Annotated in this window: 23 protein-coding genes; 10 read left to right on the top strand and 13 right to left on the bottom strand. The window is 39.4% G+C overall.

What is annotated here, in order from left to right; genetic code table 11:
• Nucleotides 1–130: 130 nt before the first annotated feature.
• Nucleotides 131–856 carry a type 1 glutamine amidotransferase gene (locus AC2G3J_RS01965; RefSeq protein ID WP_419327703.1) on the bottom strand — a complete coding sequence of 242 codons (726 nt, stop codon included), beginning with the start codon at nucleotides 854–856 and terminating at the stop codon, nucleotides 131–133.
• A gap of 180 nt (nucleotides 857–1,036) precedes the next feature.
• Between AC2G3J_RS01965 and AC2G3J_RS01960 the strand changes: the two genes are divergently transcribed.
• The 6 genes from AC2G3J_RS01960 (at nucleotide 1,037) to AC2G3J_RS01935 (ending at nucleotide 8,175) form a co-directional block, all read left to right on the top strand.
• On the top strand, nucleotides 1,037–2,227 hold the full coding sequence (locus AC2G3J_RS01960) for a PLP-dependent transferase (protein ID WP_483770592.1): 1,191 nt from the start codon (nucleotides 1,037–1,039) through the stop codon (nucleotides 2,225–2,227).
• A 281-nt stretch (nucleotides 2,228–2,508) separates the two neighbouring features.
• Nucleotides 2,509–4,068 (top strand): helicase HerA-like domain-containing protein, encoded by a 1,560-nt coding sequence (locus AC2G3J_RS01955; protein ID WP_483770591.1) that lies wholly within the window; start codon nucleotides 2,509–2,511, stop codon nucleotides 4,066–4,068.
• Between the two features lie 295 nt (nucleotides 4,069–4,363).
• The gene (hmpA, locus tag AC2G3J_RS01950) at nucleotides 4,364–5,572 is read left to right on the top strand and encodes an NO-inducible flavohemoprotein (RefSeq protein ID WP_483770590.1); all 1,209 of its coding nucleotides are present in this window, start codon (nucleotides 4,364–4,366) and stop codon (nucleotides 5,570–5,572) included.
• Between the two features lie 94 nt (nucleotides 5,573–5,666).
• Complete coding sequence (locus tag AC2G3J_RS01945; RefSeq protein WP_419819903.1) at nucleotides 5,667–6,110, top strand: RrF2 family transcriptional regulator; 444 nt, start codon at nucleotides 5,667–5,669, stop codon at nucleotides 6,108–6,110.
• 123 nt (nucleotides 6,111–6,233) lie between these two features.
• The gene (gene yihA / locus AC2G3J_RS01940; protein ID WP_004816856.1) at nucleotides 6,234–7,091 is read left to right on the top strand and encodes a ribosome biogenesis GTP-binding protein YihA/YsxC; all 858 of its coding nucleotides are present in this window, start codon (nucleotides 6,234–6,236) and stop codon (nucleotides 7,089–7,091) included.
• A 136-nt stretch (nucleotides 7,092–7,227) separates the two neighbouring features.
• On the top strand, nucleotides 7,228–8,175 hold the full coding sequence (locus AC2G3J_RS01935) for a metal-dependent hydrolase (protein ID WP_056512178.1): 948 nt from the start codon (nucleotides 7,228–7,230) through the stop codon (nucleotides 8,173–8,175).
• A gap of 97 nt (nucleotides 8,176–8,272) precedes the next feature.
• Here AC2G3J_RS01935 and AC2G3J_RS01930 read toward each other — a convergent pair whose 3' ends face one another.
• Nucleotides 8,273–9,511, bottom strand: coding sequence for a dicarboxylate/amino acid:cation symporter (locus AC2G3J_RS01930; protein WP_336953489.1), 1,239 nt, complete (start codon nucleotides 9,509–9,511; stop codon nucleotides 8,273–8,275).
• Between the two features lie 152 nt (nucleotides 9,512–9,663).
• Nucleotides 9,664–10,539, bottom strand: a complete 876-nt coding sequence (locus tag AC2G3J_RS01925) for an acyl-CoA thioesterase (RefSeq protein ID WP_336953488.1) — start codon at nucleotides 10,537–10,539, stop codon at nucleotides 9,664–9,666.
• Nucleotides 10,540–10,827: 288 nt separating this feature from the next.
• Here AC2G3J_RS01925 and plsB point away from each other — a divergent pair, with 288 nt between their 5' ends.
• Entirely contained in the window at nucleotides 10,828–13,413 is a 2,586-nt protein-coding gene (gene plsB, locus AC2G3J_RS01920) for a glycerol-3-phosphate 1-O-acyltransferase PlsB (protein ID WP_336953487.1), read from the top strand.
• 252 nt (nucleotides 13,414–13,665) lie between these two features.
• On the opposite strand, the gene AC2G3J_RS01915 is transcribed toward plsB, so the two are convergent.
• Both AC2G3J_RS01915 and AC2G3J_RS01910 read right to left on the bottom strand, forming a co-directional pair.
• A complete protein-coding gene (locus AC2G3J_RS01915) occupies nucleotides 13,666–14,178 on the bottom strand; it encodes an alpha-ketoglutarate-dependent dioxygenase AlkB (protein ID WP_336953486.1) in 513 nt (170 codons plus the stop codon).
• A gap of 20 nt (nucleotides 14,179–14,198) precedes the next feature.
• Nucleotides 14,199–15,020: an NAD-dependent epimerase/dehydratase family protein gene (locus tag AC2G3J_RS01910; protein ID WP_483770589.1), complete on the bottom strand. Its 822-nt coding sequence runs from the start codon at nucleotides 15,018–15,020 to the stop codon at nucleotides 14,199–14,201.
• A gap of 59 nt (nucleotides 15,021–15,079) precedes the next feature.
• On the opposite strand from AC2G3J_RS01910, the gene recG reads away from it, so the two are divergent.
• On the top strand, nucleotides 15,080–17,125 hold the full coding sequence (recG, locus tag AC2G3J_RS01905; protein ID WP_336953484.1) for an ATP-dependent DNA helicase RecG: 2,046 nt from the start codon (nucleotides 15,080–15,082) through the stop codon (nucleotides 17,123–17,125).
• Nucleotides 17,126–17,309: 184 nt separating this feature from the next.
• The gene (locus AC2G3J_RS01900; RefSeq protein WP_483770588.1) at nucleotides 17,310–17,939 is read left to right on the top strand and encodes a ComF family protein; all 630 of its coding nucleotides are present in this window, start codon (nucleotides 17,310–17,312) and stop codon (nucleotides 17,937–17,939) included.
• A gap of 52 nt (nucleotides 17,940–17,991) precedes the next feature.
• Here AC2G3J_RS01900 and AC2G3J_RS01895 read toward each other — a convergent pair whose 3' ends face one another.
• On the bottom strand, nucleotides 17,992–18,390 hold the full coding sequence (locus tag AC2G3J_RS01895; RefSeq protein WP_056512162.1) for an NUDIX hydrolase: 399 nt from the start codon (nucleotides 18,388–18,390) through the stop codon (nucleotides 17,992–17,994).
• A 75-nt stretch (nucleotides 18,391–18,465) separates the two neighbouring features.
• Nucleotides 18,466–19,083 (bottom strand): LOG family protein, encoded by a 618-nt coding sequence (locus AC2G3J_RS01890; RefSeq protein WP_419327711.1) that lies wholly within the window; start codon nucleotides 19,081–19,083, stop codon nucleotides 18,466–18,468.
• 158 nt (nucleotides 19,084–19,241) lie between these two features.
• Between AC2G3J_RS01890 and AC2G3J_RS01885 the strand changes: the two genes are divergently transcribed.
• Nucleotides 19,242–20,255 carry a magnesium and cobalt transport protein CorA gene (locus AC2G3J_RS01885; protein ID WP_004725641.1) on the top strand — a complete coding sequence of 338 codons (1,014 nt, stop codon included), beginning with the start codon at nucleotides 19,242–19,244 and terminating at the stop codon, nucleotides 20,253–20,255.
• A gap of 107 nt (nucleotides 20,256–20,362) precedes the next feature.
• Here AC2G3J_RS01885 and AC2G3J_RS01880 read toward each other — a convergent pair whose 3' ends face one another.
• The 6 genes from AC2G3J_RS01880 to AC2G3J_RS01855 all read right to left on the bottom strand — a co-directional run bounded on the left by AC2G3J_RS01880 (nucleotide 20,363) and on the right by AC2G3J_RS01855 (nucleotide 25,939).
• Nucleotides 20,363–20,650 carry a toluene tolerance protein gene (locus AC2G3J_RS01880; protein ID WP_336953480.1) on the bottom strand — a complete coding sequence of 96 codons (288 nt, stop codon included), beginning with the start codon at nucleotides 20,648–20,650 and terminating at the stop codon, nucleotides 20,363–20,365.
• 27 nt (nucleotides 20,651–20,677) lie between these two features.
• Nucleotides 20,678–21,298, bottom strand: coding sequence for an MlaC/ttg2D family ABC transporter substrate-binding protein (locus tag AC2G3J_RS01875; protein WP_004725637.1), 621 nt, complete (start codon nucleotides 21,296–21,298; stop codon nucleotides 20,678–20,680).
• Nucleotides 21,299–21,319: 21 nt separating this feature from the next.
• A complete protein-coding gene (gene mlaD, locus AC2G3J_RS01870) occupies nucleotides 21,320–21,997 on the bottom strand; it encodes an outer membrane lipid asymmetry maintenance protein MlaD (RefSeq protein WP_244014196.1) in 678 nt (225 codons plus the stop codon).
• A complete protein-coding gene (gene mlaE / locus AC2G3J_RS01865; protein ID WP_004725633.1) occupies nucleotides 21,997–22,776 on the bottom strand; it encodes a lipid asymmetry maintenance ABC transporter permease subunit MlaE in 780 nt (259 codons plus the stop codon). The genes mlaD and mlaE overlap by 1 nt, the downstream gene beginning before the upstream one ends.
• The gene (locus tag AC2G3J_RS01860) at nucleotides 22,773–23,591 is read right to left on the bottom strand and encodes an ABC transporter ATP-binding protein (RefSeq protein ID WP_004725631.1); all 819 of its coding nucleotides are present in this window, start codon (nucleotides 23,589–23,591) and stop codon (nucleotides 22,773–22,775) included. The genes mlaE and AC2G3J_RS01860 overlap by 4 nt, the downstream gene beginning before the upstream one ends.
• 410 nt (nucleotides 23,592–24,001) lie before the next feature.
• Nucleotides 24,002–25,939 carry a DEAD/DEAH box helicase gene (locus AC2G3J_RS01855; protein WP_016539375.1) on the bottom strand — a complete coding sequence of 646 codons (1,938 nt, stop codon included), beginning with the start codon at nucleotides 25,937–25,939 and terminating at the stop codon, nucleotides 24,002–24,004.
• Between the last annotated feature and the right edge of the window lie 172 nt (nucleotides 25,940–26,111).

Below are 26,111 nucleotides of genomic sequence, written 5' to 3'. Positions count from 1 at the left end.
ATTCACCCCACCATATTGGAGGGTCGCTCATTATAACGATTGTTTAACACTTAAGCAAACTTATTTGGACATTTTTACCTTTTTTTGAGTAATTAATTATAAATAAAGCGCTTATTATTTAAACACCAACTTAAACCCTCAAAACGTAGTCAATCGCATGATTGAGTAACTGATTACCAATCACATAGTCCATTTGTTGTGATTTTTTTAAATCCAATAATGATTGACTGTGTAGCCCACTAAACACCATATCCTCTTCTTCATGTTCAATGAAAATTTTTAAGCTATGCGGGGTGATTTCTGGATGAAACTGAAATCCCAACACATTCTTGCCTATTTGATAAAGTTGGTTGGGACATGCTGGATTCTCCGCCAAACGAATTGCACCTTTAGGAATATCAAAGGTCTCACTATGCCATTGCATGACATTGACCCGCTCAGGCAATTGGAAATAATCTTCTGGCACATGGTTGCTTTTATTGACCAAGGTCCAACCGATTTCCCGTACAGTATTACGTCGAACATTAGCACCTAGAGCATTGGCTATCAGCTGCCCACCCAAACACAAACCGATTGCAGGCTTTTCCGATGCTAAATAGCGGCGAATCCATCGTTTTTCAACCTTTAACCAAGGATAGTTAGCTTCATCATTTACACTCATTTCCCCACCCATAATGATGAGTAAATCCACATCATTGACATGCGGTAAAGCTTCTATTTCTAACTGAGAATCTATAGGTAAAGCAAAAAATTCTGTTGCAGTAATTTCTGCGCCCATTGCTTTCAAATACTCATAACAGCTTCCAAAGCCTTCACCTGCAATATGCTGAAAATAATGCACTTTAAGTTTTTTCATGTTATCACCTATTCTTGTTGTATCAATTACGCTACAAATCACAAAACATAGTCTGATAAATGCAAAAATGAAGCCAATATCAATTTTATTTATTATTTTTCACAATTTATTGCTTTTCGTCACTGAGCGATTATGTTTTGCTTACTTTAGTCCAGCTATTAACAAAAATTGAGTATTCCTGTGAAACAAGAACCAGTTACTGCTTTAATTCATTCTTCTCGTAAAGCACCACAATATATAAATACAATACAGCCTCCCCTATTTCGTGCGTCAACAATTATATTTGAAAATACCGATGCACTATTTAATCGCCATTGGACAGATCGTTACGATTATAGTTATGGAACACATGGCACACCAACAACATTTACCTTAGGCGATCACATTGCTCAAATTGAAGGGGGTGAATATTGTTTACTTGCACCTAGTGGTTTATCTGCGATTAACATAGTCAATTCATGTTTTTTAAGTCATGGAGATGAAGTTTGGGTCGCAGACAATATCTATGGTCCCAACATGGAACACCTACGTCACCTTGAAAAAAGTTATGGCATTATTGTTCAAGTTTACAATCCTATTGATGCAGACTCATTCCAACCCAATGAAAATGCCAAACTGATTTGGTTAGAAGCCGCAGGTTCAGTCACACTTGAATTTCCGGATCTTGTTAATTTAGTCAAAAAAGCCAAAGCAAAGAAAATCCTGACGGCCTTGGACAATACTTGGGGAGCTGGTATAGCTTTTAATGCCTTTGATTTTAGTCATGAACATTTAAACGTAGATATCAGTGTACATGCCTTGACCAAATACCCGAGTGGTGGAGGTGATATTTTAATGGGATCTGTGGTCACTCAAGATAAAGCTTTACATCATAAGCTGTTCCGTATGCATGCCATTCAAGGTATCGCGATTTCAGGTGATGATGCCGCACAAGTGCAACGTAGTTTGGCCTCAATGCAAATTCGTTATGAGCATCAGTCTCAAAGTGCTTTAAAGATTTTAAATTGGCTAAAAAATCAAAATGCGTTTGCTCAAATTTTACACCCTGCGGATTCTGACAATATAAGTCACACCTATTGGAACCAGACCTGTCAAACAGGACAAAGTGCTGGTCTTGTTAGTGTTATTTTTAAACCTGAGTTTGATATCAACAAAATCCGAAAGTTTTGTGATCATTTATCTTTATTTAAACTCGGTTTTAGTTGGGGTGGTCCTGTCAGCTTAGTCATGATTTATAATCTGAGTGACATGCGTCATTTAGAACGCGCACATCTAGAGCAAGGTCTATTGGTTCGTTTCTGTATTGGTTTAGAGCATCCAGACGATTTAATCCAAGATATTCAACACGCGCTTCAAGCAATTCAGGCTTAATACATAATATATGGGTCTTTGCTATATCAAATGATGGCAAGGGCTCTATACTCACCTCTAAACACGATTAAGCGCAGAGTTCATTCAGCAAAAAGTACATTTAGTTTTTACTTATTCCCTCTGCATTTCAGGAAACAATTCGCACCACCCTACATTCATATTCAACAATAAAAACAGATTTACAACATCATCATTTAATGCAATTTTGTATAACAACAATGATATAAATATTGAGTCAGATAAAAAACATCCAAACTCAAATTAAAGCTATAGGAATAACAATGGGTACACCAATCGTCATCGCAAAAAAAACTTCGGATACAACACAAGATATTGTATTACATTCACAATTTGCTAACCGTCACGGCTTAATTGCAGGAGCCACAGGGACAGGCAAAACCATTACCCTTAAAGTGCTTGCTGAAAGTTTTTCACGGATTGGTGTACCCGTATTTCTGGCTGATGCAAAAGGGGACGTTTCAAGTATAGCCAAAGCAGGTTCAACCAATCCTAAATTTGAAGAACGCATTAAAAGCTTAGGGATAGACAGTATCCCTTTTGCTGCATCACCGACTATTTTTTGGGATTTATTTGGTGAGCAAGGACATCCGATTCGTACCACAATCTCTGAAATCGGCCCACTGTTACTTTCGCAAATGCTGAATTTAAATGACACTCAAGAAGGTGTGCTTTCAGCGGTGTTCCGTGTTGCAGATGATCAAGGCTTACTGTTAATTGATTTTAAAGATTTAAAAACCATGCTGACCTATGTCAGTGAAAATGCTGCGGCTTTAAAAGCAGAATACGGCAATCTCTCACCAGCAAGTTTAGGTGCTATTCAACGTAATCTATTGGCCTTAGGTGATCAGGGCGGTCAACGTTTCTTTGGTGAGCCAAGCCTTGATATTATGGATTTTATCCAAACTGATGCCAATGGACATGGTTATATCAATCTATTGGCTGCGGATAAGCTGATGAACACACCAAAGCTCTATGCAACCTTTCTACTTTGGATGCTTTCAGAGTTATTTGAAAAGCTACCTGAAGTCGGTGACTTAGATAAGCCAAAATTGGTGTTCTTTTTTGATGAAGCGCATTTGCTCTTTGATAATGCCAGCCCAGCATTACAAGAAAAAATTCAACAAGTGGTCCGTCTAATTCGCTCTAAAGGTGTCGGAATTTATTTTATCTCACAAAGTCCATTAGATATCCCAGAAAATGTTTTAGGGCAGCTCGGTAACCGCGTGCAACATGCATTACGTGCCTTTACCCCTAAAGATCAAAAAGCAGTAAAAACTGCTGCCGATACCTTCCGTGCCAATCCAGAGTTTAAAGTAGATCAAACAATTACAGAGCTAGCTGTCGGTGAAGCGCTTATTAGTTGCCTAGATGAACAAGGTACGCCTCAAGTGGTTGAACGAGCGATGGTGATGCCACCCTACTCATCATTTAGCCCAATTACTTTAGATGAACGAAAAGCATTGATGGCGCAAAGTATTGTCGCAGGTGTTTATGACAATGAAGTGGATCGTGATAGCGCTTATGAAATGCTACAACGTAAAGTTTCTGATAGCTCACAACAGCAGGTGGCTTTTGATGCTGTAGCTCAACAAGCCAAGCAATTAGAAGAGCTCACAAAGCAACAACAGACTCTCGATAAGCAACAAGCCAAAGAGCAAGAACGCTTAGAAAAAGAAGAAGCAAAAGCTGCAGCTGCGCGTGCCAAACTGACTCAAGATGTGATCGGAACTTTTGCTAAAAGTGCTGCACGAACTTTAGGCGGCCCTACAGGACAAAAACTGGTCCGCGGTTTGTTAGGTTCATTATTTGGTGGCCGTTAATTCGCTTAAACACAAATGTGAGGAGCGTTAGCGCTCCTTTTTTATTCTCTATTTTATAGCGCATGTTCTTGCTTATCTTTTCATTCGCTTATCTCGCTTAATCAAGCCATCTAAACATATCTAAAAAATCATTTAAAAAAATTTAAAAATAAGTCCAATGATTTCAATCAATAGGGCTTAAATTTAAAATAAACCATAATTATTTTATGTGTTTTTATTAAAGGTGTATTGCAAATACACTTTATAAGATGTATTTTAAATACATCTTATAAATGACAGCCAAGAGAGATCAACAATGACTCCGCAGCAAATTGACCTTGTAAAAGCAACAGTTCCTGTTCTTCGCGAAAATGGTGTAGCACTTACTGGTTATTTTTATAACCGCATGCTCGGCAATAATCCTGAATTAAAAGAAACCTTTAACATGGGGCATCAACGTAGTGGTGCACAGGCTCAAGCCTTGGCTGGTGCTGTTTTAGCATATGCTGAAAATATTGAAGACCCTTCAGTACTTTTGCCTGTGGTTGAACTGATTGCCCACAAACATGTCAGTCTGAATATTCAAGCACCTGATTACAACATTGTCGGTGAAAACCTATTACATTCAATTAGTGAAGTATTAAGTATTTCGATGGAAGATCCATTGATTGATGCATGGGCTGCAGCTTATGGACAATTGGCCGATCTATTTATCAGTACTGAAAAAGCGATTTATGAGCAGCACCAACAAACTCAAGGTAGCTGGTTAGGTTGGCGTAAATTTAAAATCGTTAAAAAAGCGAATGAAAGCGAAGAAATTACCTCTTTCTATCTTGCTCCAGTCGATGGCGGCACATTACCTAAATATGAAGCAGGTCAATATATTTCAGTGCGAGTATTTGTTGAAGCGTTAGGCTTAAAACAACCACGTCAATACACACTATCAACAAGTCCACAAATAGACTATTTACGTATTTCAGTTAAACGTGAAGATGAAAAAGGTGATTTGGCAAGTGGTTGGGTATCAAATACTTTACATGGCTTAGCTGAAGATTCAGAAATTGAAGTGTCTGCTCCAACAGGTAACTTCTACCTGATTGATAGTAGCAAACGTAATGTCTTCATTAGTGCAGGTGTAGGTTTAACCCCAATGATTGCAATGCTTAATCAATTGGTGACTTTAGACATGCCTCAACCAGCTAGCTTTATCCATGCATGTCGCAGTAGCCAAGTACATGCAATGAAACAACATATCCAAGAGCAAAAAACTAAATTCCCACGTCTCAGTACATTTACAGCTTATGAGTTCCCACATAGCGGTGATGTTATTGGCGAAGATTACGATGTGGCTGGTCGTTTAGACTTGGCAACACTTGATACCGCATTACTCCCACCCCATGCTGATTATTATCTTTGTGGCCCAATACCATTTATGCAACAACAACACCAAGCATTGGTGGCTCGTGGTATTAAACCTGAACAAATTCATAGTGAAGCGTTTGGTACGGGTGGTGCAGGTATCTAAATCTCCATCCGTTCTTTATAAGGCTGGTCTATGATAGACTGGCCTTATTTATTTCAGGATGAGATACATCTTTACCCATAGATGAGCAGCCTACATGCAACTAAATAAATTTACCGACTATGCCCTGCGCATCTTAATGTACATCGCGCCTCCAAAAGATATGCCTTATACAATTGCTGAAATTGCAGAAGATTTGCATGTTTCAGAAAATCACTTGGTCAAAATTGTGCATTTTATGGGAAAACAAGGTTGGTTAATTACCACACGAGGTAAAGGCGGTGGTTTGCGCTTAAACCCAGATATCTTAGAATTTCGCTTAGGGCATATTGTACGAATTCTCCAACGTGATGCACAAATTGTAGAGTGCAATACGCCACCTTGTGTGCTACGTCCACGTTGCGGTTTAAAGGGTATTTTAGATCAGGCCGTTGAACAGTTTTATCAAAGTCTAGATCACTATACTGTTGCCGATGTTCTCAATGCGCCACCACAACATCCAAAGATCGTAAACTCACCCATTCCCAATCTCAATGTTTAAGTCACAAAGGCTCATCGTCCAGCATCCCAATAGCCAATATTTCAGTTAACACGATCAAAATTCGCTTGAATCTCCGACTTCCTTTATAATGCACTTTGTTTATCCGTTTATTGAAGTTGAAATATGCATCGCAGCAGTGGAAAGTCTAAAAATAGTAAGACCTCAAGCGCCCCTAAACAAAAAATCAGTTATGAAAAAAAGGCTGATCCTGCGATTTCAGAATACTCAACTTCATCTTTGAATTGGTTGCGTAAAGCTGAATTTCTGATGAGTGCGCCTAAACTGAATCTTTGTGTAGAAGATACTGGTTATGAAGTTGCCTTTGCAGGCCGTTCAAATGCCGGAAAATCAAGTGCTATCAATGCATTGACCAATCAAAAGCAATTGGCACGCGCGTCGAAAAGACCTGGCCGTACGCAAATGATTAACTTTTTTAGCTTAGGTAATCCAGATCAACGCCTTGTCGATTTACCAGGTTATGGTTATGCAGCTGTACCTGAAGCAATGAAAATTGTCTGGCAAAAAGAACTTGAGAATTATTTGATTCATCGAAAAAGTTTACAAGGTCTGGTTCTACTCATGGATATTCGCCACCCTTTACAACACTTCGATGTGATGATGTTGGAATGGGCATATTCACGTCACTTGTTTGTACATGTACTGTTGACTAAATCAGACAAACTCAACCGTGGTCCTGCCAGTAAAGTGTTGTTAGATGTACAACAACAGTTGAAGAAAATGAAGTTGAATTTTTCTATACAACTGTTTTCATCACTCAATAAGCAAGGTCTAGAAGAACTTGCGTCAATTATGGCGGGTCGCTTAAATTACACCTTAGACAAAACTTTAGATTTTGATATTGATGCAATTCCTGAAGCCACTGAAGATGATCTGGATGATGAGTTCATTGATCAGGATCAAGAATCCGAATTCAATAGTGAAAATATTGATGGAAATGTAGATGAAAATCCACAAGCATAAATAAAAAAGTCTTGTCTAACAAAATTCATCACATATTGATACTGGAATGTCCTAAATTGCTAATAACTATTTAGGACATTTTTTTATACTTGAATAATAAAGTGTGAAATCACCAAAGAAAAATTAGGACACTGTGATGAAGTTACTCGCTAAATTAAAGAACAGTCGGATTGGATCATCTATTCAGTACCACATCAAACCACGTAAAGTGAAATTTGAATGGCAAGATACCCCTGTCGATTGGATTCCAAATCAGCCATTTGTCAGCTACTTTATCAATGAAATTAACAATATTCTCCCAGCAGGTGAATTTTGGTTCTGCCGTTTATACAATCGTGTTTTACCCAAAATCACAGATGAAAAATTAGCTGAAGATGTTCGTGCTTTTATCCGCCAAGAAGCCATGCATGCTCAAGCACATGCTTCGGCAAATAAAGAATACTTAACTGTGCGTAATATTGATATTCAACGTAATCTTGAGATTATGGATTTCTTGTTTGGCAAATTACTTGCAGATCAACCACTCGGCTTTAAAGTACCCAAAGTCCTCGATCATCAATGGGATTTGTTCCGCTTAGGTATCGTCGCCACTGTTGAACATATGACTTGTGTCTTGGGTAAATATGCACTTTATAATAAAAAATGGGCGGAATTGGGTGCAGATCCAAATATGCTTGATTTAGTCAAATGGCATGGTGCCGAAGAGATTGAACACCGTACAGTGGCTTTTGATCTATATCGCCATTTAGGTGGTGGTTATATTTCTCGTTATTATCAAAGCGTTATCGTGATTGCCGCTGTATTGGGCTTATGGGTTGATGGTGCTGCACATATCATGGGGCAAGACCCACGTTATGCAGATAAAAAGCCTGCATTCTATAAGCCTTGGATTTGGCGTGAATGGGCGAGTATCGCACAATCAGATAATCGCTTAATGCCGCATCCATTATGGCTAGTTTCACAGCAATTGGGCTATTTAATGCCTTGGTATGATCCCGTACATGAAGCTAAAACAGAAGATGCGATTGCTTATTTGGATCAATCTCCTGCGGCAAAACGTGCATTGCCTAGAGTTGCAGCATAATAACTATTGAATAGTGATACTGAAATCAAATAAAAAAAGCAGGATTTAGATCCTGCTTTTTTGGGTCAATCTTTTAGAACAAGATCCTAACCATACACTAGGTTGGACTTTCCATATCTTGGGTATTTCGGTCAACAACCACACTAATCATCATATCCCCTTGTACATTCACTACAGTACGTACAGTATCGAGAATACGGTCAATTGGCAGAAGAATCGCAATTGCTTCCGCTGGTAATCCCACAGATTGTAGCACCATAATCATAGTGACCATGCCCGCACTTGGAATACCCGGCGCACCCAATGAAGCAATCATCGCAGTCAGACAGACAATCACTTGTTGGGTAATTGATAACTCTAAACCCATTAAATTGGCAATAAAAAGCGCTGCTGCTGCTTCATAAAGTGCTGTTCCATCCATGTTTAACTGAGAACCGAAAGGAATCACAAAGCCTGCAATTTGTGGGCGCACGCCTAAATTTTCTTGAGTACACTTTAAACTCAAAGGCATGGTTGCAGAACTTGAACTGGTTGCAAATGCTGTAATTAATGCTGCACGCGTTCCTTTAAAAAAGGTAATCGGATCCATTTTTCCAAAGATCCATAACAACAATGGCAGAACTACGACACCATGAAATATAGTGGTTCCCGTAACAACAATAGCAAACTCAGCAAGACGGCTTAAAATAGAGATGTCTTCTGTTGCAATCAGCTTTGCCATCAAAGCAAAAATACCAATCGGCGCAACTTTCATCACCCAACCAACTAACATCATCATAATGTCAAAAAACTGACGTGCCAGTTGTTTGATTGAATTAAACCGCTCTCCGCCATGTACCAATGCCAAGCCCAATAACAAAGCAAACAGCACGACTGCCAAAACATTACCATCACTAAATGCTTTAAATGGATTGATGAGGGTATTTTGAATAAAATTGGTTAAAAACGAACTGGGGGTCAATGAATCTGGGCTTTTATGTTGATTCATTGCATCTTGAAACATTGCAATATCCACACCTTGTCCAACATTGAATAGATGTGTCGACGCTAAACCAAGAATAAGTGCCAATGTCGTTGTGGTCACACAACAAGCCAAGGTTATTTTCCAAACTCGACTGAGTTGACTACCCGCTTCTAAGTTTGAAACACCCACCAAGATTGAACTAAAAATAAGTGGAACCAAAAGCATTTTCAATAAACCAATAAAAATACTACTGGCGATGCTCAAACCATAAATACTGGCATCTAAAAATTGAGTATTGGGGAATTGGTTTAATAAAAATCCAAATGCCACACCAAGAATGGCTGCAATAAAAATTTGGGTGTTTAAACTCATCTTCGCTGACTATTATAAATATTTACACGTTGAACTATGCCATTGAAGTTATTTAGAATCGAGCATTTTTTTGTCACAAGCTCTGCTAAAAAATAGAAAAGCCATCACAGATGATGGCTTAATTTAGAATTAGAATCACAGCACAAACTATATTATTGATTTTCGATTTCACGTACTCGCATCAAACCTTCTTGCACCGTACTACAAACCAATTCGCCATTTTGCCACATACGACCAAAATTCAGACCGCGTGAATTTGCACTGACGGTTGCATCCATATCGTAGAGCATCCAATCATCTGCTTTTACTGGTTTATGGAAATAGATCGTATGATCAATACTGGCACATTGCAAACTTGGCGAGAGGTAATTGAGACCATGTGGGCGCAAAGCAGTCATCATCAAGGTATAGTCCGAATAAAACGCAACAATTGCCTGATTTAACGAGATATCATCCGCCTGTTCTGTAGTTAATGGCTCGTGCGTACGCAAGTAATGTGCATAAGACGGCGCTTCAGGTTGTGGTTGAAATGGGTTGGTCACATTGAGCGGACGAATTTCTACCTGACGTGGACGCATAAACGCAGCGCGAATATTTTCTGGGATAAAACTGATTAAATTTTCTTTAAGCTCTTGCTCAGCTTTTAATTCATCAGGTGCTGGATATTCTGGCTCAGCAATTTGATAATTCAAGCCTTCTTCAGGTGTTGCAAATGACACCATTGCAGAAAAAATGGTACGTCCATGCTGAATTGCACGGACTTGGCGGCTTAAGAAGCTTTTGCCATCACGTAAGCGATCCACCTCATAAATGATTGGGGCATTGATATCCCCACCATATAGAAAGTATGCATGTAAAGAATGTACCGGGCGATCAGCAGTATATGATGCTGCTCGCAGTGCTTGCCCTAAAACTTGCCCACCAAAAACACGCTTACCAACTAAATTTCGACTTTGACCACGAAAAATATGTTCTTCAAGTTTTTCAAGGGTTAAGAGCTCTACAAGCTCTTGGGTTAAAGCATTCATAAGTGACCTTTCTATATACTGACTTTATTCCAACGGCTAGGACAAAGTATTCATATTTTAGAGATTTAACTCTATTTTGCCACAAATCCAGAGTGAAACATTAAATTTTCATAAACCGTATTGTCACTTCTCTTGTGCTGATGGATTGTTTAAAATACGTTTTTTAAAGATAAAATCTGACAAGCTACATGCAGTTTGTCAGAAAATGACATACTGTTCTGTGCTTTAATTACAGAAAATATTTTTTATCCGCTTTATTGCGTGATTCACCATTGGCTAGGAGTATTTATGTCCAAGAGTGGCTTTGGTCAAATGTATCGTCGACTTTCGAGTAAAATACTTGACCTTGTGGTAACACCACATGTTCTTGGAGAGGTTCCTACAGAAGCTCAACCTTTAGACCCTTCAACTGAAAATTCTGAGCTCATTCAGCCCACAACTCAAAAAGTTGTCTGCTATGTTCTACAGAATTACTCACGAAGTAACGCTTTAGTTGTTGATGGTGAAACACGTCGTTTGCAGCTTCCTCCTGCACTTGACCCATTAATGATTGGCAATAGTCGCGAAAAAGCAGCGATTTTATTTTTACAACACCAAGATGAAAACAATTATTTTAATCCGCCTACGCATGCTTATCCGCCGCGTTTAGTTCGACTGATTGAATCACTTGATCAAAATGCTGAATTAGATATTGAATTAATCCCTGTCACAGTACTGTGGGGACGTTCACCAGATAAAGAAGACTCTTGGTTTAAACTGTTATTTACCGACACTTGGGCAACGCCAAGTAAAGTTAAACAGTTGATGAACATTGGTTTACATGGTCGACAGTCATTCCTTGAATTCCATGAAGCGCAATCACTTAGAGCTTTAGTGGATCATGCGAAAATTGCTCATCCCAATATTTCACCAGCCACTTATATTGTCAATCAATTAAATGACTACTTAGATCGTCAGCGTGAGGTCATTCTCGGTCCAGATTTATCTGATCGCCGTAATGTCATGCAATCACTGATTAAAGCCCCTGATGTACAAGATGCGATTCGTAAAGAAAGTATTCGCTCAAAAATCAGCATGATAGATGCTGAACATAAAGCGATTGGTTTTGTAAACGAAATTGCATCCGACTATTCTGCATCTGCTGTACGCTTTGCAGATATGGCCTTGACTCGTCTGTGGACACAACTTTATGACGGCGTTGAAGTACATAACTTCAATACTGTGCGTGAGTTAGTCAAAGACTATGAAGTGATTTATACACCTTGTCACCGTAGCCATATCGATTACTTGTTATTGTCTTATGTGATTTATAAACGTGGCTTGATGGTGCCGTATATTGCCGCTGGCGATAATCTTAACATGCCATTTGTCGGTCAATTACTGCGTGGAGGCGGTGCATTCTTTATCCGTCGCTCATTCCGTGGCAATGCACTTTATACATCGGTATTTAAAGAATATTTATTTAGCATCCTATCTAGAAACACACCTCTTGAATACTTTATCGAAGGTGGTCGTTCACGAACTGGACGTTTGTTACCCCCGAAAACTGGCATGCTCGCAATGACGGTACATGGTCATTTGCGCGGCCGTGCCAAACCAATTGTCTTTATCCCAACCTATGTCGGTTATGAGCGCTTGATGGAAGGCGCAACTTATGTCGGCGAAATGAATGGTAAGCCAAAAGAAGCTGAATCCATTTGGGGAATCTTGCAAACCCTGAAAAAAATTGAGCGTATTTTTGGTAAAGTGCATGTCAATTTTGGTGAGCCTGTTTTCTTAGATGACTTACTCAAAGCACATGGCGCTGATCAAATCACCATTGAACATAATGATGATCCAATCCCACAAGAAGTCTCAGATGCAGTAACCAGCTCGGCAAATGCTATTCTGGAAAATATCAACCGTGCTGTGGTGATCAACCCTGTTTCGTTATTGTCACTGATTTTATTGGCAACACCAAAACACACACTTGATGAAGAAATCTGCATTAAACAGCTTGATACATATCGCAAGTTATTAACCGCAAATCCTTATGATAGCCGCACTCAGGTCACGCCATTATCAGGTAAAGAAATCATTGCCTATGGTATGAAGTTAAAATTGATTAAACGTGTTCAGCACGTCCTTGGCGATATTATTGCCATTGAAGATAATCAAGCCATTTTACTGACTTACTTCCGCAATAACATTTTGCACGCTTTTGTTTTACCGTCGTTGGTCGCAGCATTGGTGGAACATAATGGTAAGATCAGTAAGTCTGATTTACTCAATGTGATTCGCACCCTTTATCCATTCTTAAAAGCAGAGTTGTTCTTAAAATGGAAAGATAGTGAAATCAAGGCTCAAGTGACTGAATATGTCGATGCTTTGGCTCAAGCGAATTTAATTTTTGTCGATGATGAAGATTTTATTTTCAGCCCTGCGCCAAACTCAGAAGACCATAATCAATTGGCTGTTTTGGCTGCTCCAGTACGTCAAAGTCTTGAACGTTATTACATGACGCTGGCTTTAATTACTCAACGTGGCTCTGGGAATATCTCTATTCGCCAAGTTGAAGAATTAAGTCACTTGGTTGGACAACGTTTATCTGTATTGTATGAGTTCAACTCACCTGAGTTCTTTGATAAAGCGTTATTCCAAAGTTTTATGAAAGTCTTAACTGAACAAGGCTATATCAAAACCAATGAAGACCATGCCATTGTTTTTGATGAGCAGTTTAGAAATGTTGCACAATATGCCAATTTGGTGCTTGATGATGTAACTTTGCAAATGCTCCACCATATCACCTCATTTACAGATGAGGAGTTAAAAGAAGCTTTAGATGCTTTAGCCGCTCAACAAGCCAAGAAGCGTTTAAAACGGAAGAAAAAATAAAAGCTTTAAAGTGCTTTTTTTCTTTGGGAGAAGGTTGGGATGATTACCTCTCCCTAACCCTCTCCTGCAAGGAGAGGGAACTTCTCAAGACCTCAATGATTGAATAATCCTAAGACTCTACGAACTAATTTATAATTTTCAGATTCTAGTGTGGTATATCTAGCTACGAAAAAATAACTGTTTCATCAATTAAATTTATTATTTCTATTTTTAGGCTCTAGCCTCACCAACAACTTATCTGCTGACTAAATTTTACAGTAGCTTCCGAAACGTCAGACTCATTCTAGCCTGTTCAATATTTGATTTTGGAATACAATGTTGCCATTCCTCCTGAATCTGCTGACTCATATAAATTAAGCTGCCAGATGACAACAAATACTCAGAAGTTACCTCATAAGCATTTATTTTTCTAAATTTTAAAATCCGCTCACCACCTAAAGAAATAATCACAACACCAGTTCCCGAAACAAGGACATCTGTTTGATCCGAATGCCATCCCATACGCGCTTGACCATTCATATAATAATTAACAAGACAATTATTTGGTTCAAAACTCAAAGTCTCTTTAATTAAATCAATAATCGGTCTTATTTCACCCAAAAAAGGAGCTTCAGGATATGACATTTGAGAATAATTATAAGATTTACCAAAACTCGCAGTTTTACGTGCTGTCATACGCTCATCCCATATTATTTTTCTATTTAAAAGAGCAAATAATTTATGGTTATCTTTTAAAAAATCTTTAATATAAATAATATCTTCCACTTAAGTCTCGCTAATTTAATTTAGTATTCTGACAATAATTTTTGCTCATAATCAATATAACAATTTTGATGTACCCACTTAAATCCTGTTGCAACCATCCTCTCCGCAAAAATTTTTTTACCTGTTTCCTTTTCGCTTTCCAAAACCAACTCTGGCAAATTCAACTCGCGCTGAAGATTTAAAATTTTCTCATGCAAAGGTTTTGGTTGATTATTTGTACAAATATATGATTTTTCTGGATGTTCCACGTGAAGCAAATGCGCTAAGAAATGTGCAAGGTCATCTATATGGATTCGATTTGACCAATGAATATTGGGATAACTTCGTGTGGTTTCTGCAAGTTTAACCATACGAGCAACGGATGTGCCATAAATTCCAGTTGGACGCACAATCACACATTTAGATGGATAAGCCTGTTGCCATCGCTGTTCCATTGCCAATAACAATTGACCCTGTTGATCACTTGGAATAGGCGTTGACTCATCATCAATACGCTCACCACAGTTTTCTCCATAAACACGTGTCGATGAAACCACAATAATTCTTTTGAGCGGATGGCCTTTTAAAGCCCTCACAATTGGCTGCACCGAATCTACATAGGTTTGTTGATAATTTTCTATATCACTTAGCGGAGAATTTCGAGTTGGTGCGAGCAATACATACATCACATCGAGAGGCTGAATTTGCGCTAAATCGAGTTGTTGAATGTCTTGAATCAAATGTTGTGCGAAATCATCATCTTTCGCACTGCGGCTAACTGTGGTAATTTGGTGATCTTGCTGAAATAATTGTTTGGCAACACGTTGCGATGTTTTACCATAACCAATAAATAGAATATGCATTACACGACCTATTCTTCGAAACCGATTTTCAAAATCAATCAAACTTAAGTTGAGGGGACATGGCTGCCGTCCATCAATTGCAAGGGGTTGGCAATGCCGCCGCTGCTTTACTTGAAAAACTAAATATTTTCACCACTGATGATTTGCTGTTTCATTTGCCACGTGATTATGAAGATCGTAGCACGATCATTCCGATGAACCAATTACAAGTCGGTCGTAGTTATCTCATGGAAGGCGTGGTCAGATCAATCGATATGCCACCTGGTAAACGCAAATCGATGGCGATTTTATTGCAGGATGATTTTGGCAAGGTTACTTTACGCTTCTATCATATCTATAAAGCACTCACAGATCGTGCTAAAGCGGGTAATCGTTTAAGAATTTTTGGGGAAGTCCGTGTTGGCGCTCGTGGCCTTGAACTTTACCATCCTGAGATCCAGTTAATTACTGAACATACAGCACTCCCTAAAACCCAACTGACAGCAATTTACCCTGCTACCGAAGGCCTAACTCAACCCAAATTACGTGAATACGTTAAGCAAGCTTTAAACCAACACGCTGATGCTTTACCTGAGTTATTACCTGAAAAATTCACCAATGGTTATGCGCTTAAACAGGCGCTGGAGTATATTCATCACCCTCCTGTAAATGCCAATATGCTACAACTTTCACAAGGTTCTCACCCTGCTCAACAACGTTTAATTTTTGAAGAATTGGTTGCACATCAAATCAGCCTATTAACCCGACGTGCTTATATTCAAAAAATTGCAGCGCCAGCATTTTCAACCAGTAAAAAATTTGCAAAAGCCTTATTGGCAAGCTTACCTTTCGAAATGACCAATGCACAAAAACGTGTATCAAATGAAATTGCCAAAGATTTAAAACAAAACAAACCCATGTTACGACTGGTTCAGGGCGATGTAGGTGCAGGTAAAACATTGGTTGCAGGTGTTGCGGCTTGTCATATTTTGGAAGAAGGCTGGCAAGTCGCACTGATGGCACCGACTGAAATTTTAGCTGAACAACACTATATCAATTTTAAGAAATGGTTCGAGCCACTCGGTTTAAATGTGTCATGGCTTTCAGGCAAACAAAAAGGCAAAGCACGCGCTGCGGCTGAACAAACCATTAAGGATGGAACTGCCAATATTGTGGTGGGTACCCATGCTCTATTTCAGGACAATGTTACATTTTCCAAACTTGGTCTCGTGATTATTGATGAACAACATCGTTTCGGGGTAGATCAACGTCTAGCTTTACGTAATAAAGGCGTGGATAACACCACACCACACCAATTGGTCATGACAGCAACACCAATCCCTCGCACACTGGCAATGTCTGCCTATGGCGACCTAGATACTTCAGTGATTGATGAATTGCCTCCTGGACGTACTCCCATTCAAACAGTCACGATTCCTCTTGATAGACGTGAAGAAGTCTTGAATCGTATAACCATGAACTGTGCTGAAGGTAAACAGGCATATTGGGTCTGTACACTGGTCGAACAATCAGAAACTCTCGATGCTCAAGCCGCAGAAGCCACCTATCAAGAGATTAAAGATCGCTTTCCGCATATTAATATCGGCTTAGTTCATGGGAAAATGAAAGCCGATGAGAAGCAATTGGTCATGCAACAATTCAAAGACAATGAATTACAACTGCTGATTGCAACAACAGTCATTGAAGTCGGTGTTGATGTCCCAAACGCTTCCATTATGGTGATTGAAAACGCTGAGCGCTTAGGGCTTTCTCAGTTGCACCAGTTACGTGGCCGTGTCGGTCGTGGTGCAACCGCAAGTTTTTGCGCCCTGCTCTATAAGCATCCCTTATCACAAAATGGCCAAGAGCGTTTACGTATCATGCGCGAAACCAATGATGGTTTTATCATTGCAGAAAAAGATTTGGAAATTCGAGGACCGGGTGAATTACTGGGGACCAAGCAAACAGGAGATTTGGGTTTCCGTGTTGCCAAGTTAGAACGAGATGATCATTTACTTAATCAAGCGCATTATGTTGCCAGCCAAGTCCTGAAAGATGCTCCAGAAAATGCTGAAGCTTTATTAAAACGGTGGTTACCTGAAGCGCCAAGATATGCCTATGTATAAAGATCTATATAAACATCCATGCATAAGTGTCTTAGCTCGGATGTTTGATTAATTCCGCCTAATGATATGAAGGTTGCAATCCTATGAATATATCAAGTTTAAGTGTTATCAAGCTTAAAAAATCTTGGGTTGATCTATTTAGCTCACTATGAGAAATTAATAACAAATAAGAATAGAACAGGCCATGCTCCAATTTATCAATCAACTTCTCCATAAAAGCATTCAAAGCATTTCCCCTTGCTTACTTTGCGGGATAGATCAACAAAAAAAGCATTCTCTCTGTAATGATTGTTGGGCACAGCTTCCGTGGTATAAGCAATATATTGAACGGCATCAACAAAAAATTCTTTGTGCTCATCGTTATGACTTCCCAATAGATCGCATTATCCAAGTCTATAAATATGAACAACAACTGCATTATCAAAATCTATTAGCACAAAGTTTATTAAATTTAAGCTTACCTAAAATTCAGGCCATTGTTCCTATGCCCATTTCTAATGATCGCTTAAAAGAACGTGGCTACAATCAAATGCTAATTATCGCTAAAATCATGGCAAGACAATTAAACATCCCCGTATGGCAACCTGTAATTCGAGAAGCACAACATTCACAAAAAGGGCTAAGCAGAATTGAGCGCTTAGAAAATATTGAATATCAATTTAAAATAATTAAAACAGAAAAACGAAAATTTAAAAAAATACTGATTATTGATGATGTCGTGACCACAGGTAGTTCAATTCATGCTTTAACCCATGCTTTAGAAAACTTAGGATGCCAGAAAATTTATATTGCTTGTATTGCTGCAGCTCTATAAATTTCCATTATCGCTTAGCGATACAAACATAGAGAAGCAAACATCGTAAAAATTATGAATGGATTAAATTTGCTTTACACCATGGGATCACGATCTCTTTGGTCAATGGCGCTAAAAGCGTTTGCGCATCATCCAAATCAATCCATTTCATTTCAGCAATTTCTGCATTAATTTTTGGTGTTTGCTCTACGTCAACTTGATAGAGATAACTCACTAATTGAAAGTCTGCTTCATTGGCTGCTTTTGTTTCAAAACGCCCAATAAACTGAGTAATCTCTGCTTGAACACTAATTTCTTCTAAAATCTCACGCAACATGGTCTGCTCAGGTGGTTCATTGGGCTCAAGCTTTCCACCAACCTGCATAAAAAATTGTGTATTTTGCTTTCTCACCAAGAGCAATTGATTTTTATCATTCAAAATCACAGCTGCCGCGACAGTAATTACATTCATAAGTTTTAAAAATAGAAAAAACACAATATATTGTGACAGTAATAAATTTAAAAACAATATATTGTGTTTTAGTTTTTAACCAAATCTACGATCTGCTTGATCTAATTTCACCAATTCTTCACGTTCTTTCACACCCCATTTTGGTTCTGGCGCTTGATAGTGATTAAAGTGAGTCAAAATTTCTTCGATCGAAGCAGAATCAATCAACTGATCTGTAAAACGTGCTTTAGAAAAGCCTTTGTCTGTCGTAAGTTGAATAAATTTCAATAAATCATCATAAAAACCTTCAACATTTAAAAATGCACAAGGTTTTAAATGAATTCCCAATTGCGCCCACGTCCATTGCTCAAAAATTTCCTCAATGGTTCCTGCTCCACCAGGCAATGCAATAAAGCCATCAGAAAGCTCAGACATTTTTGTTTTACGTTCATGCATATTTTTAACAATATACAGCTCGGTCAAATCTGGATGTGCCAATTCACGATCCACCAATCCCTGAGGGATCACACCAATCACTTTGCCTCCTGCTGCCAAAGCGCTGTCAGCAACAATACCCATTAACCCTGAACGGCCACCACCATAGACCAAAGTTTTCCCTTGCTTGGCGATTGTTTCACCAGTCAGCTCCGCAACATCAGCGAAAATTTGATCCGTACCTAATGATGAACCACAAAAAATAGCAATAGAATTCATAAATTTAACCTAACTTTAATTTTGTCATGCTAAAAATGCAGACGGCCAATCAAGATTTTTTTTACAAAACAGCAATGTAATGAGTGTTTTTCCTAAAATCCTTGTCTAAAATACACACATCAAATTGACACCACACTGCGCAAGGGAGAAAAGACATAATGCTTGAAGCCTTTTACGCCACTGAGCGCGGTAGCTTAGAAGATGCAACAATTAATGGTGGATTCGACCTACACCCTGAATTGGTATGGGTTGACCTCATTGCACCTTCACAAGAAGAACAAGAATGGGTTTTAGATGCTTACCAGCAAAATCTACCAACTCTTAAATCTTTAGAAGACATTTCATCCTCTGCACGATTCTACCGTGATGATGATGGGATTCTACATATCAGTACTTATTTTTTAACAAAAAATAAAAATTACCAAGTTGAAGGCGATCCCGAAGATACTTCAAACATGCTTGCCAATGTGCAAACGGTTGCGTTCATTTTGCATAAAGACCGCTTATTTACCTTACGTGGTGAAAAGTTGGTTGCCTTTCGTGCCTTTCGCGCACGCGCACGCCGTAATGACTATGAAATTGAATACAAAGATCCGACATGGATTCTTTTAGGCTTATTGGAAGCAAAGCTAGATGAGCTTGCGGATATCTTAGAAGATATCCACAAAGACTTAGAGTTATATTCCACAGAAGTCCTCAACGTACGTCATCGTGAAATGATTTTAGACTTAGATGACATGATTACCCGCTTAGCACAAAAGGAAGATATGCTTGGAAAAGCGCAACTTTGTCTGATTGACTTACGTCGTGTCTTGACCTTTCTGTCCCGTCCTCGTGCCTTGGGGAGTCATATCTATGATGCAGATATTCGAGAGTTGAGTGAGGATGTCCGCTCACTTGTCGAACATGATGCGTTCTTGTTCCAAAAAGTACGATTCTTGCTTGATACCACCTCTGGATTTATTAACACTGAACAGAACGATACCATTCGTCGCTTCTCCATCTTACCCAGTATGCTTGCGCCACCGATGTTGATTGCCAGTATTTATGGGATGAACACTGAAATTCTGCCATTTGCCCATGGCCACTGGAGCTTTTATGTGGTGATTACCATCTTAATTGCTTTCTTTGTAGGGCCTTTGGCTTACTTTAGATGGAAGAAATGGATTTAAATACGCCACTCCTTCTGTTGGATTGTGTTGAGATTTACAATCGTTCAAAATCCATTAGTCAATAAAAAAGCACCCTTAGGTGCTTTTTTACATCAATCTTGCATATGCTAAATTAATTTCAAGTCATCTTGCAAATGGCAAGCTTGAATAATTTTCATCATCTTTTCAGGCACTGCTTTAAACTGCAGCCCCTGAAGATTTGATGTTTGACGTAACCACTGCACAAACACAGATAAAGCAAGGGTACTGCCATGTTCAAGCTGTGATAGATTCACAGTTATTGGAAAATTTTTCTCATTTTGAATCGCTCTCAAACCATTTAAATAATAGCTTTCAGCATTCTCGTAAGCAATTTTACCGCTAACATATAATTCCTGATTTTTAAATTCAATCACTCGCTTGCACCTATCTATGTTATGAGCTTACTTCTTAACAGCAGCGTCTGCATCAGGCTTGAATGTTGCAATTGCTTTATCAATATTGCCACCGTTGCGTTGCACGTTCGCAGCAAATTGGTTACGGAATTGCAAACCTAGATCGATACCAGACACATTCAAATTACGTACTTTCCATTGGCTACCTGCATCAGACAATTGGAAAGATACAGGGATCTTTTCGCCATTGTTATTGAAGTCTAAAGTAACGACAGGAAACTTGCTGTTGGTTGCCTTATACGGACGCATTGAATACGATTGATTTGAATACTTTGCAAATGCGCTACCATAATTCTCAATCAAAGTATTACGGAAGTTTTGTTCAAATTGCGCACGTTGAGCAGGAGTACTGCTATTTGCATAAGTTCCCATCACAATACGTGTAAACGCTTGACCATCGACATAAGGATCAAGGTTTTGGCGAACAATCGCTTTAACAGTAGCAGGGTTTTGCAATTTACCTTGATCTGCTTTTAAGCGTGAAATCAGGCCATCAGCAACACGTTTAACAAATGCTGGTGGTGCTTCTGCTGGAGCAGCTTGAGCGGCAGTCGCCACCATAGTTGCTAAAATAGTTGCAGTAAAAGTTTGTTTTAACAGCATGTTCATTTTCAATAACTCCTCTAATGCCTATTCAACAAATGAAGTTTGAGCATCAGTTGTTTCAGTGGATGCAGATGCATCTTTAGCTTCCGATGCGCCAGTTGATGATTTTCCTGCACCACCCGTAATAAATTTAGTAATCAAATCCTCTAGATCCATCGTACCTTGGGTGTTTTCAATGCTTTCACCACGTTTAATGTAGTTAATGCCGCCACCTGGTACGATTTTCAAATATTTTTCGCCTAAAAGACCATTGGTTGCGACCATTATGTAAGCATCTTCATCAATATTTGTGATGGATTTCATGTTACCTAACAGTTGCGTTTCCATTTCTTTTTGTTTCTCAGGTGTCGCAGCCTGATAGTCAGCACTGTAATGTAAATCACCTAGCGCATTTTCTTTTACTTTTTTCAACTGTTCTGCATTGAATGTTGTCAATGAACCATCTAAATCGAATTTAACCGTTGCATGACGTGTCACAGGATCAAGTGTAATTGCGTCAACTTGTCCAATTTTAACACCACTCATGGTCACTTTGGCACGCGGTTTTAAACCATTCACATTGTCGAATGTTGCAGTCATTTCATAACTATCTTTTAAGTTTGTACCCACCAAGCCACTCACTTTCATAGCTAAAAAGAACAGAGCGAGACCAAAAATGATGACAAAAATACCGACGGTCAGCTCACTAGCACGTGATTTCATTAAACACCTCCGAACATGACCGCAGTCAACACGAAATCAAAACCTAAAACACATAACGATGAATACACAACAGTACGTGTCGTAGATGTTGCGATACCTTCAGATGTTGGTTCACAAGCATAACCTTGATACACCGCAATCCAAGTACAAATTAAAGCGAATACTAAACTTTTTATGATGGTCCCGTTAAACACATCTTTCATAAACTGAGTACTACTCAGAATACCACTCCAGTACGAGCCTTCGTCTGCGCCGAGAAAATCAACTCCAACCATTTTGCCGCCCATAATACCAATCGCAGCAAAGATCACAGATAGCATCGGTAAACTGACAATACCCGCCCATAAACGTGGAGAAATCACGCGCTTTAACGGATCAACACCGATCATTTCCATACTGGATAATTGTTCAGTCGCCTTCATTAAGCCAATTTCTGCGGTCAAAGCAGAACCTGCACGACCAGCAAAAAGTAAGGCAGCCACAACAGGCGCAAGTTCACGCAACAAGGTTAAAGCCACAGCCGCACCCAACATTGCTTCACTACCAAAAGTGACCAAGATGTTATACATCTGCAAACCGAGTACTGCACCGATGAACAGACCAGATACAGCAATGATCAATAAAGACAGTACGCCTACTCGATACATCTGATAAATGAAAAGTTTTACACCAAGTATTGTTGGCAAAGAGAATAAAATGCGCAACAACATGAGCATTGCAACACCAATGCCCTGAACACGTTCTAGAACGCGTCTACCCAATAAGGCAATAGCATTCATGAACTAACCTCATTACTTAAATAGGCTTGATGACTAAATTGATAATCAACAGGACCTTCAACTGAACCTGTTAAAAATTGCTGTACAAATGGAGAAGCGTGTTGTTGCAATTGCTCAGGTGTCCCCTCGCCTTGCACCTTACCTTCAGCCACAACATAAATATAGTCAGCAATTGATAATGTTTCATCAACATCATGTGAAACAATAATTGTTGTTAGATCTAAAGCATCACGTAATGATCGAATTAATCGGGTCAAAACCCCCATCACAATCGGATCTTGCCCAGCAAAGGGTTCGTCATACATAATCAAGTCTGGGTCAAGCGCAATCGCACGAGCAAGCGCCACGCGTCGATTCATCCCGCCAGAAAGTTCTGCGGGCATTAACTTTTCAGCACCACGCAAACCAACCGACTCTAATTTTAGTGCCACCAACTCAGCAATTAAATTTTCTGGTAATTTTGTATGTGCGCGAATTGGAAAAGCAACATTTTCATAGACGGTCATGTCGGTAAATAACGCACCACTCTGAAATAACATCCCCATACGCGCACGTGCAGCAAAAAGCTCATTACGTGACATCGAAGCAATGTTTTTCCCATCAAGTCGTACTTCACCAGCATCTGGGCTAAGCTGACCACCAATGAGCCGTAACAGGGTTGTTTTACCCGTTCCAGATGGTCCCATGATTGCGGTAATTTGCCCACGACGAATCTGCAAACTCACATTATCGTAGATAACGCGTTCACCTCGGTTAAAACTTAAATTTTTGACTTCAATTAAAGCTTCAGCTTCGGAATGACTGTGTTTATTCATAGCTGAACTTTTTCCTGCATTTATCAGCCCACATACTATACTCTTAAATATCTATATGTTTTGTAATTAAAAGATAATAAAAAATCATAAAGAATATTCATCTTTATAAATAAGGTTACTTGGTCTATTTTTAGTTTTTTACTTTTAAATTTTATTTAATGAGCAAATAGATTATCTAAAAAGCAGGCTATAAAAAAAGTACCCAACATTTGAGATCAATAAAAGTGAGAACATGTATAACATAATTACCTCAAAGAAATCACCAACTTTATTAGATTCAATTTTTCATAAGTTAAGTCTAACTGTTTTATTAAATAAATTGAACTATGTCACACTTTATTTTACCAAATACTTTTCAACTTGCAATAAAAAACCAGCCTTTAGGCTGGTTTTTTATTAAAAATATCTAATTAATCGTTGAATTTGCGACGCGGACGGTCTGCATTGAATTCACGCTTTGGACGATCTTCACCACCAAATTCACGTTTAGGACGATCTTCACCGCCAAACGCACGTTTAGGGCGATCTGAATTAAATTCACGCTTCGGACGATCTTCACCACCGAATGTACGCTTAGGACGATCATCACCGAAAGAACGTTGTGGACGGTCACCGAAACCACCTTCACGGCGTGGTGGACGATCACCAAAATCACGCTTAGGACGATCAGCAAAACTACCTTCACGACGTGGTTTGTAATCTACGCTGTTGCCACGGTTGTCATCATTCGAGTTAAAACGAGGTTTATCGTTAAAACCGCCTTCACGACGTGGACGATCAGAGTTGAAATCACGCTTAGGACGATCTTCACCACCGAATGAACGTTGTGGGCGGTCACCGAAACCACCTTCACGACGTGGTGGACGATCACCAAAATCACGCTTAGGACGATCTTCACCACCGAATGAACGTTGTGGACGATCACCGAAACCACCTTCACGGCGTGGTGGACGATCACCAAAATCACGCTTAGGACGGTCATCACCATAAGATGGACGATCACCACGTGGTTTGTCATCGAAGCTACGGCGTGGGCGATCATCACCACCTTCACGACGTTTGAAGTTTGATTCACCTTCAAAACGACGACCACCGCCGAAACCGCCACGACCGCCTTCACGACGGCCACCACCGTTACTACGACCACGACCGCCACCATCACGACTACCGCGAGCTGGAGGTGGAGATGGTTCTAAACCTTCGATTTCAGAAACACTTAAACGCGCTTCTAAATAATCTTCTAAAGCACGGATTTTACCGCGTTCACGGTAAGTTGCTAAAGTGATTGCTTTACCGGTACGACCCGCACGACCTGTACGACCAATACGATGCACATAATCTTCATTCTTCATTGGAAGACCGAAGTTAATTACGTGAGAGATTGTTGGTACGTCAAGACCACGAGCAGCTACGTCTGTAGCAACAAGAATTTTTGCACGACCTTCACGGATACTGCGTAAACGACGGTTACGTACAGTTTGTGGCATAGCACCATGAAGCGCAACAACTGAAAGACCTGCTTCTGCAAGCTCTTCAGCAAGCATATCTGTATCTTCTTGAGTTGAAGCAAATACTACTGCTTGATCTACGTCTTCTTCATTTAACCAATGCGTAAGCAATTTTTTCTTATGCTCAAAGCCATCAGTCCAATGTAAAGTTTGGGTAATATCAGTATTTGTAGAATGACCTGTTTCAATTGCAATACGTTCAGGTTCGTTCATCATGCGTTCAGCAAGATTAATGATACGTGGTGCAAATGTTGCAGAGAACATTAATGTTTGTTTACGATTTAAAGCTAAATCGCTGATTGCTTCGAGGTCTTCAGAGAAACCTAAGTCAAGCATACGGTCAGCTTCATCGACGATTAAAGCATCAACTAAATCAAGTTTAATTTGACGACGGTTTACAAGATCAAGTAAACGACCTGGAGTCGCAACAACAACTTGTGCACCTTTTAATTGTTGGATTTGCTTACCAAAAGGCATACCACCCATAATTGCTGCAACACGTACACCTTTCATATGACGTACAAATGCAATCGCATCTTGACATACTTGTTGTGCAAGTTCACGAGTAGGTGAAATCACCAAGATATTTGGTTGAGTTACTGCTTTCATACGATCTTTAAATGGTACAAAAGTATCTTGACCAGCTAAAGCGTTTAACGTAGGGAGTAAGAATGCAGCAGTTTTACCAGAACCAGTTTGGCTTGATACTAGAAGGTCTTTTCCCTCTAAAGCCGCTGGAATAGATAGTTCTTGAACAGGAGTCGGCGTAGTAAAACCAAGACTCTCGAGTGCTTTCTGTAGCGACTCGTCTAATGAAAATTCAGCAAAAGTTTTGCTCATAGAGATATTCACCCTAATGTGGGTGCTCCATTAATATATGGTCTGATGGACATCGGCAAAAAGCGGCACAGCAATAATCGCTGAAAATATAGAATCAGCGGCGATCCGAGAACGACGATGCGTATAACGCACATTTGATAACAGCCGCAACCTGAAGGAATCGCTTAAGCGA

This window comes from Acinetobacter legionensis (assembly GCF_057165765.1).
The sequence above is the reverse complement of the archived record's forward strand: the minus strand, read 5'-3'. Positions and strand labels throughout refer to the sequence as shown.

What these genes read in the sequence shown, in the direction of transcription:
- AC2G3J_RS01965 (WP_419327703.1), bottom strand. Translation starts at nt 856, where the DNA reads ATGAAAAAACTTAAAGTGCATTATTTTCAGCATATTGCAGGTGAAGGC.
- AC2G3J_RS01955 (WP_483770591.1), top strand. Translation starts at nt 2,509, where the DNA reads ATGGGTACACCAATCGTCATCGCAAAAAAAACTTCGGATACAACACAA.
- hmpA (WP_483770590.1), top strand. Translation starts at nt 4,364, where the DNA reads ATGACTCCGCAGCAAATTGACCTTGTAAAAGCAACAGTTCCTGTTCTT.
- AC2G3J_RS01945 (WP_419819903.1), top strand. Translation starts at nt 5,667, where the DNA reads ATGCAACTAAATAAATTTACCGACTATGCCCTGCGCATCTTAATGTAC.
- yihA (WP_004816856.1), top strand. Translation starts at nt 6,234, where the DNA reads ATGCATCGCAGCAGTGGAAAGTCTAAAAATAGTAAGACCTCAAGCGCC.
- AC2G3J_RS01935 (WP_056512178.1), top strand. Translation starts at nt 7,228, where the DNA reads ATGAAGTTACTCGCTAAATTAAAGAACAGTCGGATTGGATCATCTATT.
- AC2G3J_RS01930 (WP_336953489.1), bottom strand. Translation starts at nt 9,511, where the DNA reads ATGAGTTTAAACACCCAAATTTTTATTGCAGCCATTCTTGGTGTGGCA.
- AC2G3J_RS01925 (WP_336953488.1), bottom strand. Translation starts at nt 10,539, where the DNA reads ATGAATGCTTTAACCCAAGAGCTTGTAGAGCTCTTAACCCTTGAAAAA.
- plsB (WP_336953487.1), top strand. Translation starts at nt 10,828, where the DNA reads ATGTCCAAGAGTGGCTTTGGTCAAATGTATCGTCGACTTTCGAGTAAA.
- AC2G3J_RS01910 (WP_483770589.1), bottom strand. Translation starts at nt 15,020, where the DNA reads ATGCATATTCTATTTATTGGTTATGGTAAAACATCGCAACGTGTTGCC.
- recG (WP_336953484.1), top strand. Translation starts at nt 15,080, where the DNA reads ATGGCTGCCGTCCATCAATTGCAAGGGGTTGGCAATGCCGCCGCTGCT.
- AC2G3J_RS01900 (WP_483770588.1), top strand. Translation starts at nt 17,310, where the DNA reads ATGCTCCAATTTATCAATCAACTTCTCCATAAAAGCATTCAAAGCATT.
- AC2G3J_RS01895 (WP_056512162.1), bottom strand. Translation starts at nt 18,390, where the DNA reads ATGAATGTAATTACTGTCGCGGCAGCTGTGATTTTGAATGATAAAAAT.
- AC2G3J_RS01890 (WP_419327711.1), bottom strand. Translation starts at nt 19,083, where the DNA reads ATGAATTCTATTGCTATTTTTTGTGGTTCATCATTAGGTACGGATCAA.
- AC2G3J_RS01885 (WP_004725641.1), top strand. Translation starts at nt 19,242, where the DNA reads ATGCTTGAAGCCTTTTACGCCACTGAGCGCGGTAGCTTAGAAGATGCA.
- AC2G3J_RS01875 (WP_004725637.1), bottom strand. Translation starts at nt 21,298, where the DNA reads ATGAACATGCTGTTAAAACAAACTTTTACTGCAACTATTTTAGCAACT.
- mlaD (WP_244014196.1), bottom strand. Translation starts at nt 21,997, where the DNA reads ATGAAATCACGTGCTAGTGAGCTGACCGTCGGTATTTTTGTCATCATT.
- mlaE (WP_004725633.1), bottom strand. Translation starts at nt 22,776, where the DNA reads ATGAATGCTATTGCCTTATTGGGTAGACGCGTTCTAGAACGTGTTCAG.
- AC2G3J_RS01860 (WP_004725631.1), bottom strand. Translation starts at nt 23,591, where the DNA reads ATGAATAAACACAGTCATTCCGAAGCTGAAGCTTTAATTGAAGTCAAA.
- AC2G3J_RS01855 (WP_016539375.1), bottom strand. Translation starts at nt 25,939, where the DNA reads ATGAGCAAAACTTTTGCTGAATTTTCATTAGACGAGTCGCTACAGAAA.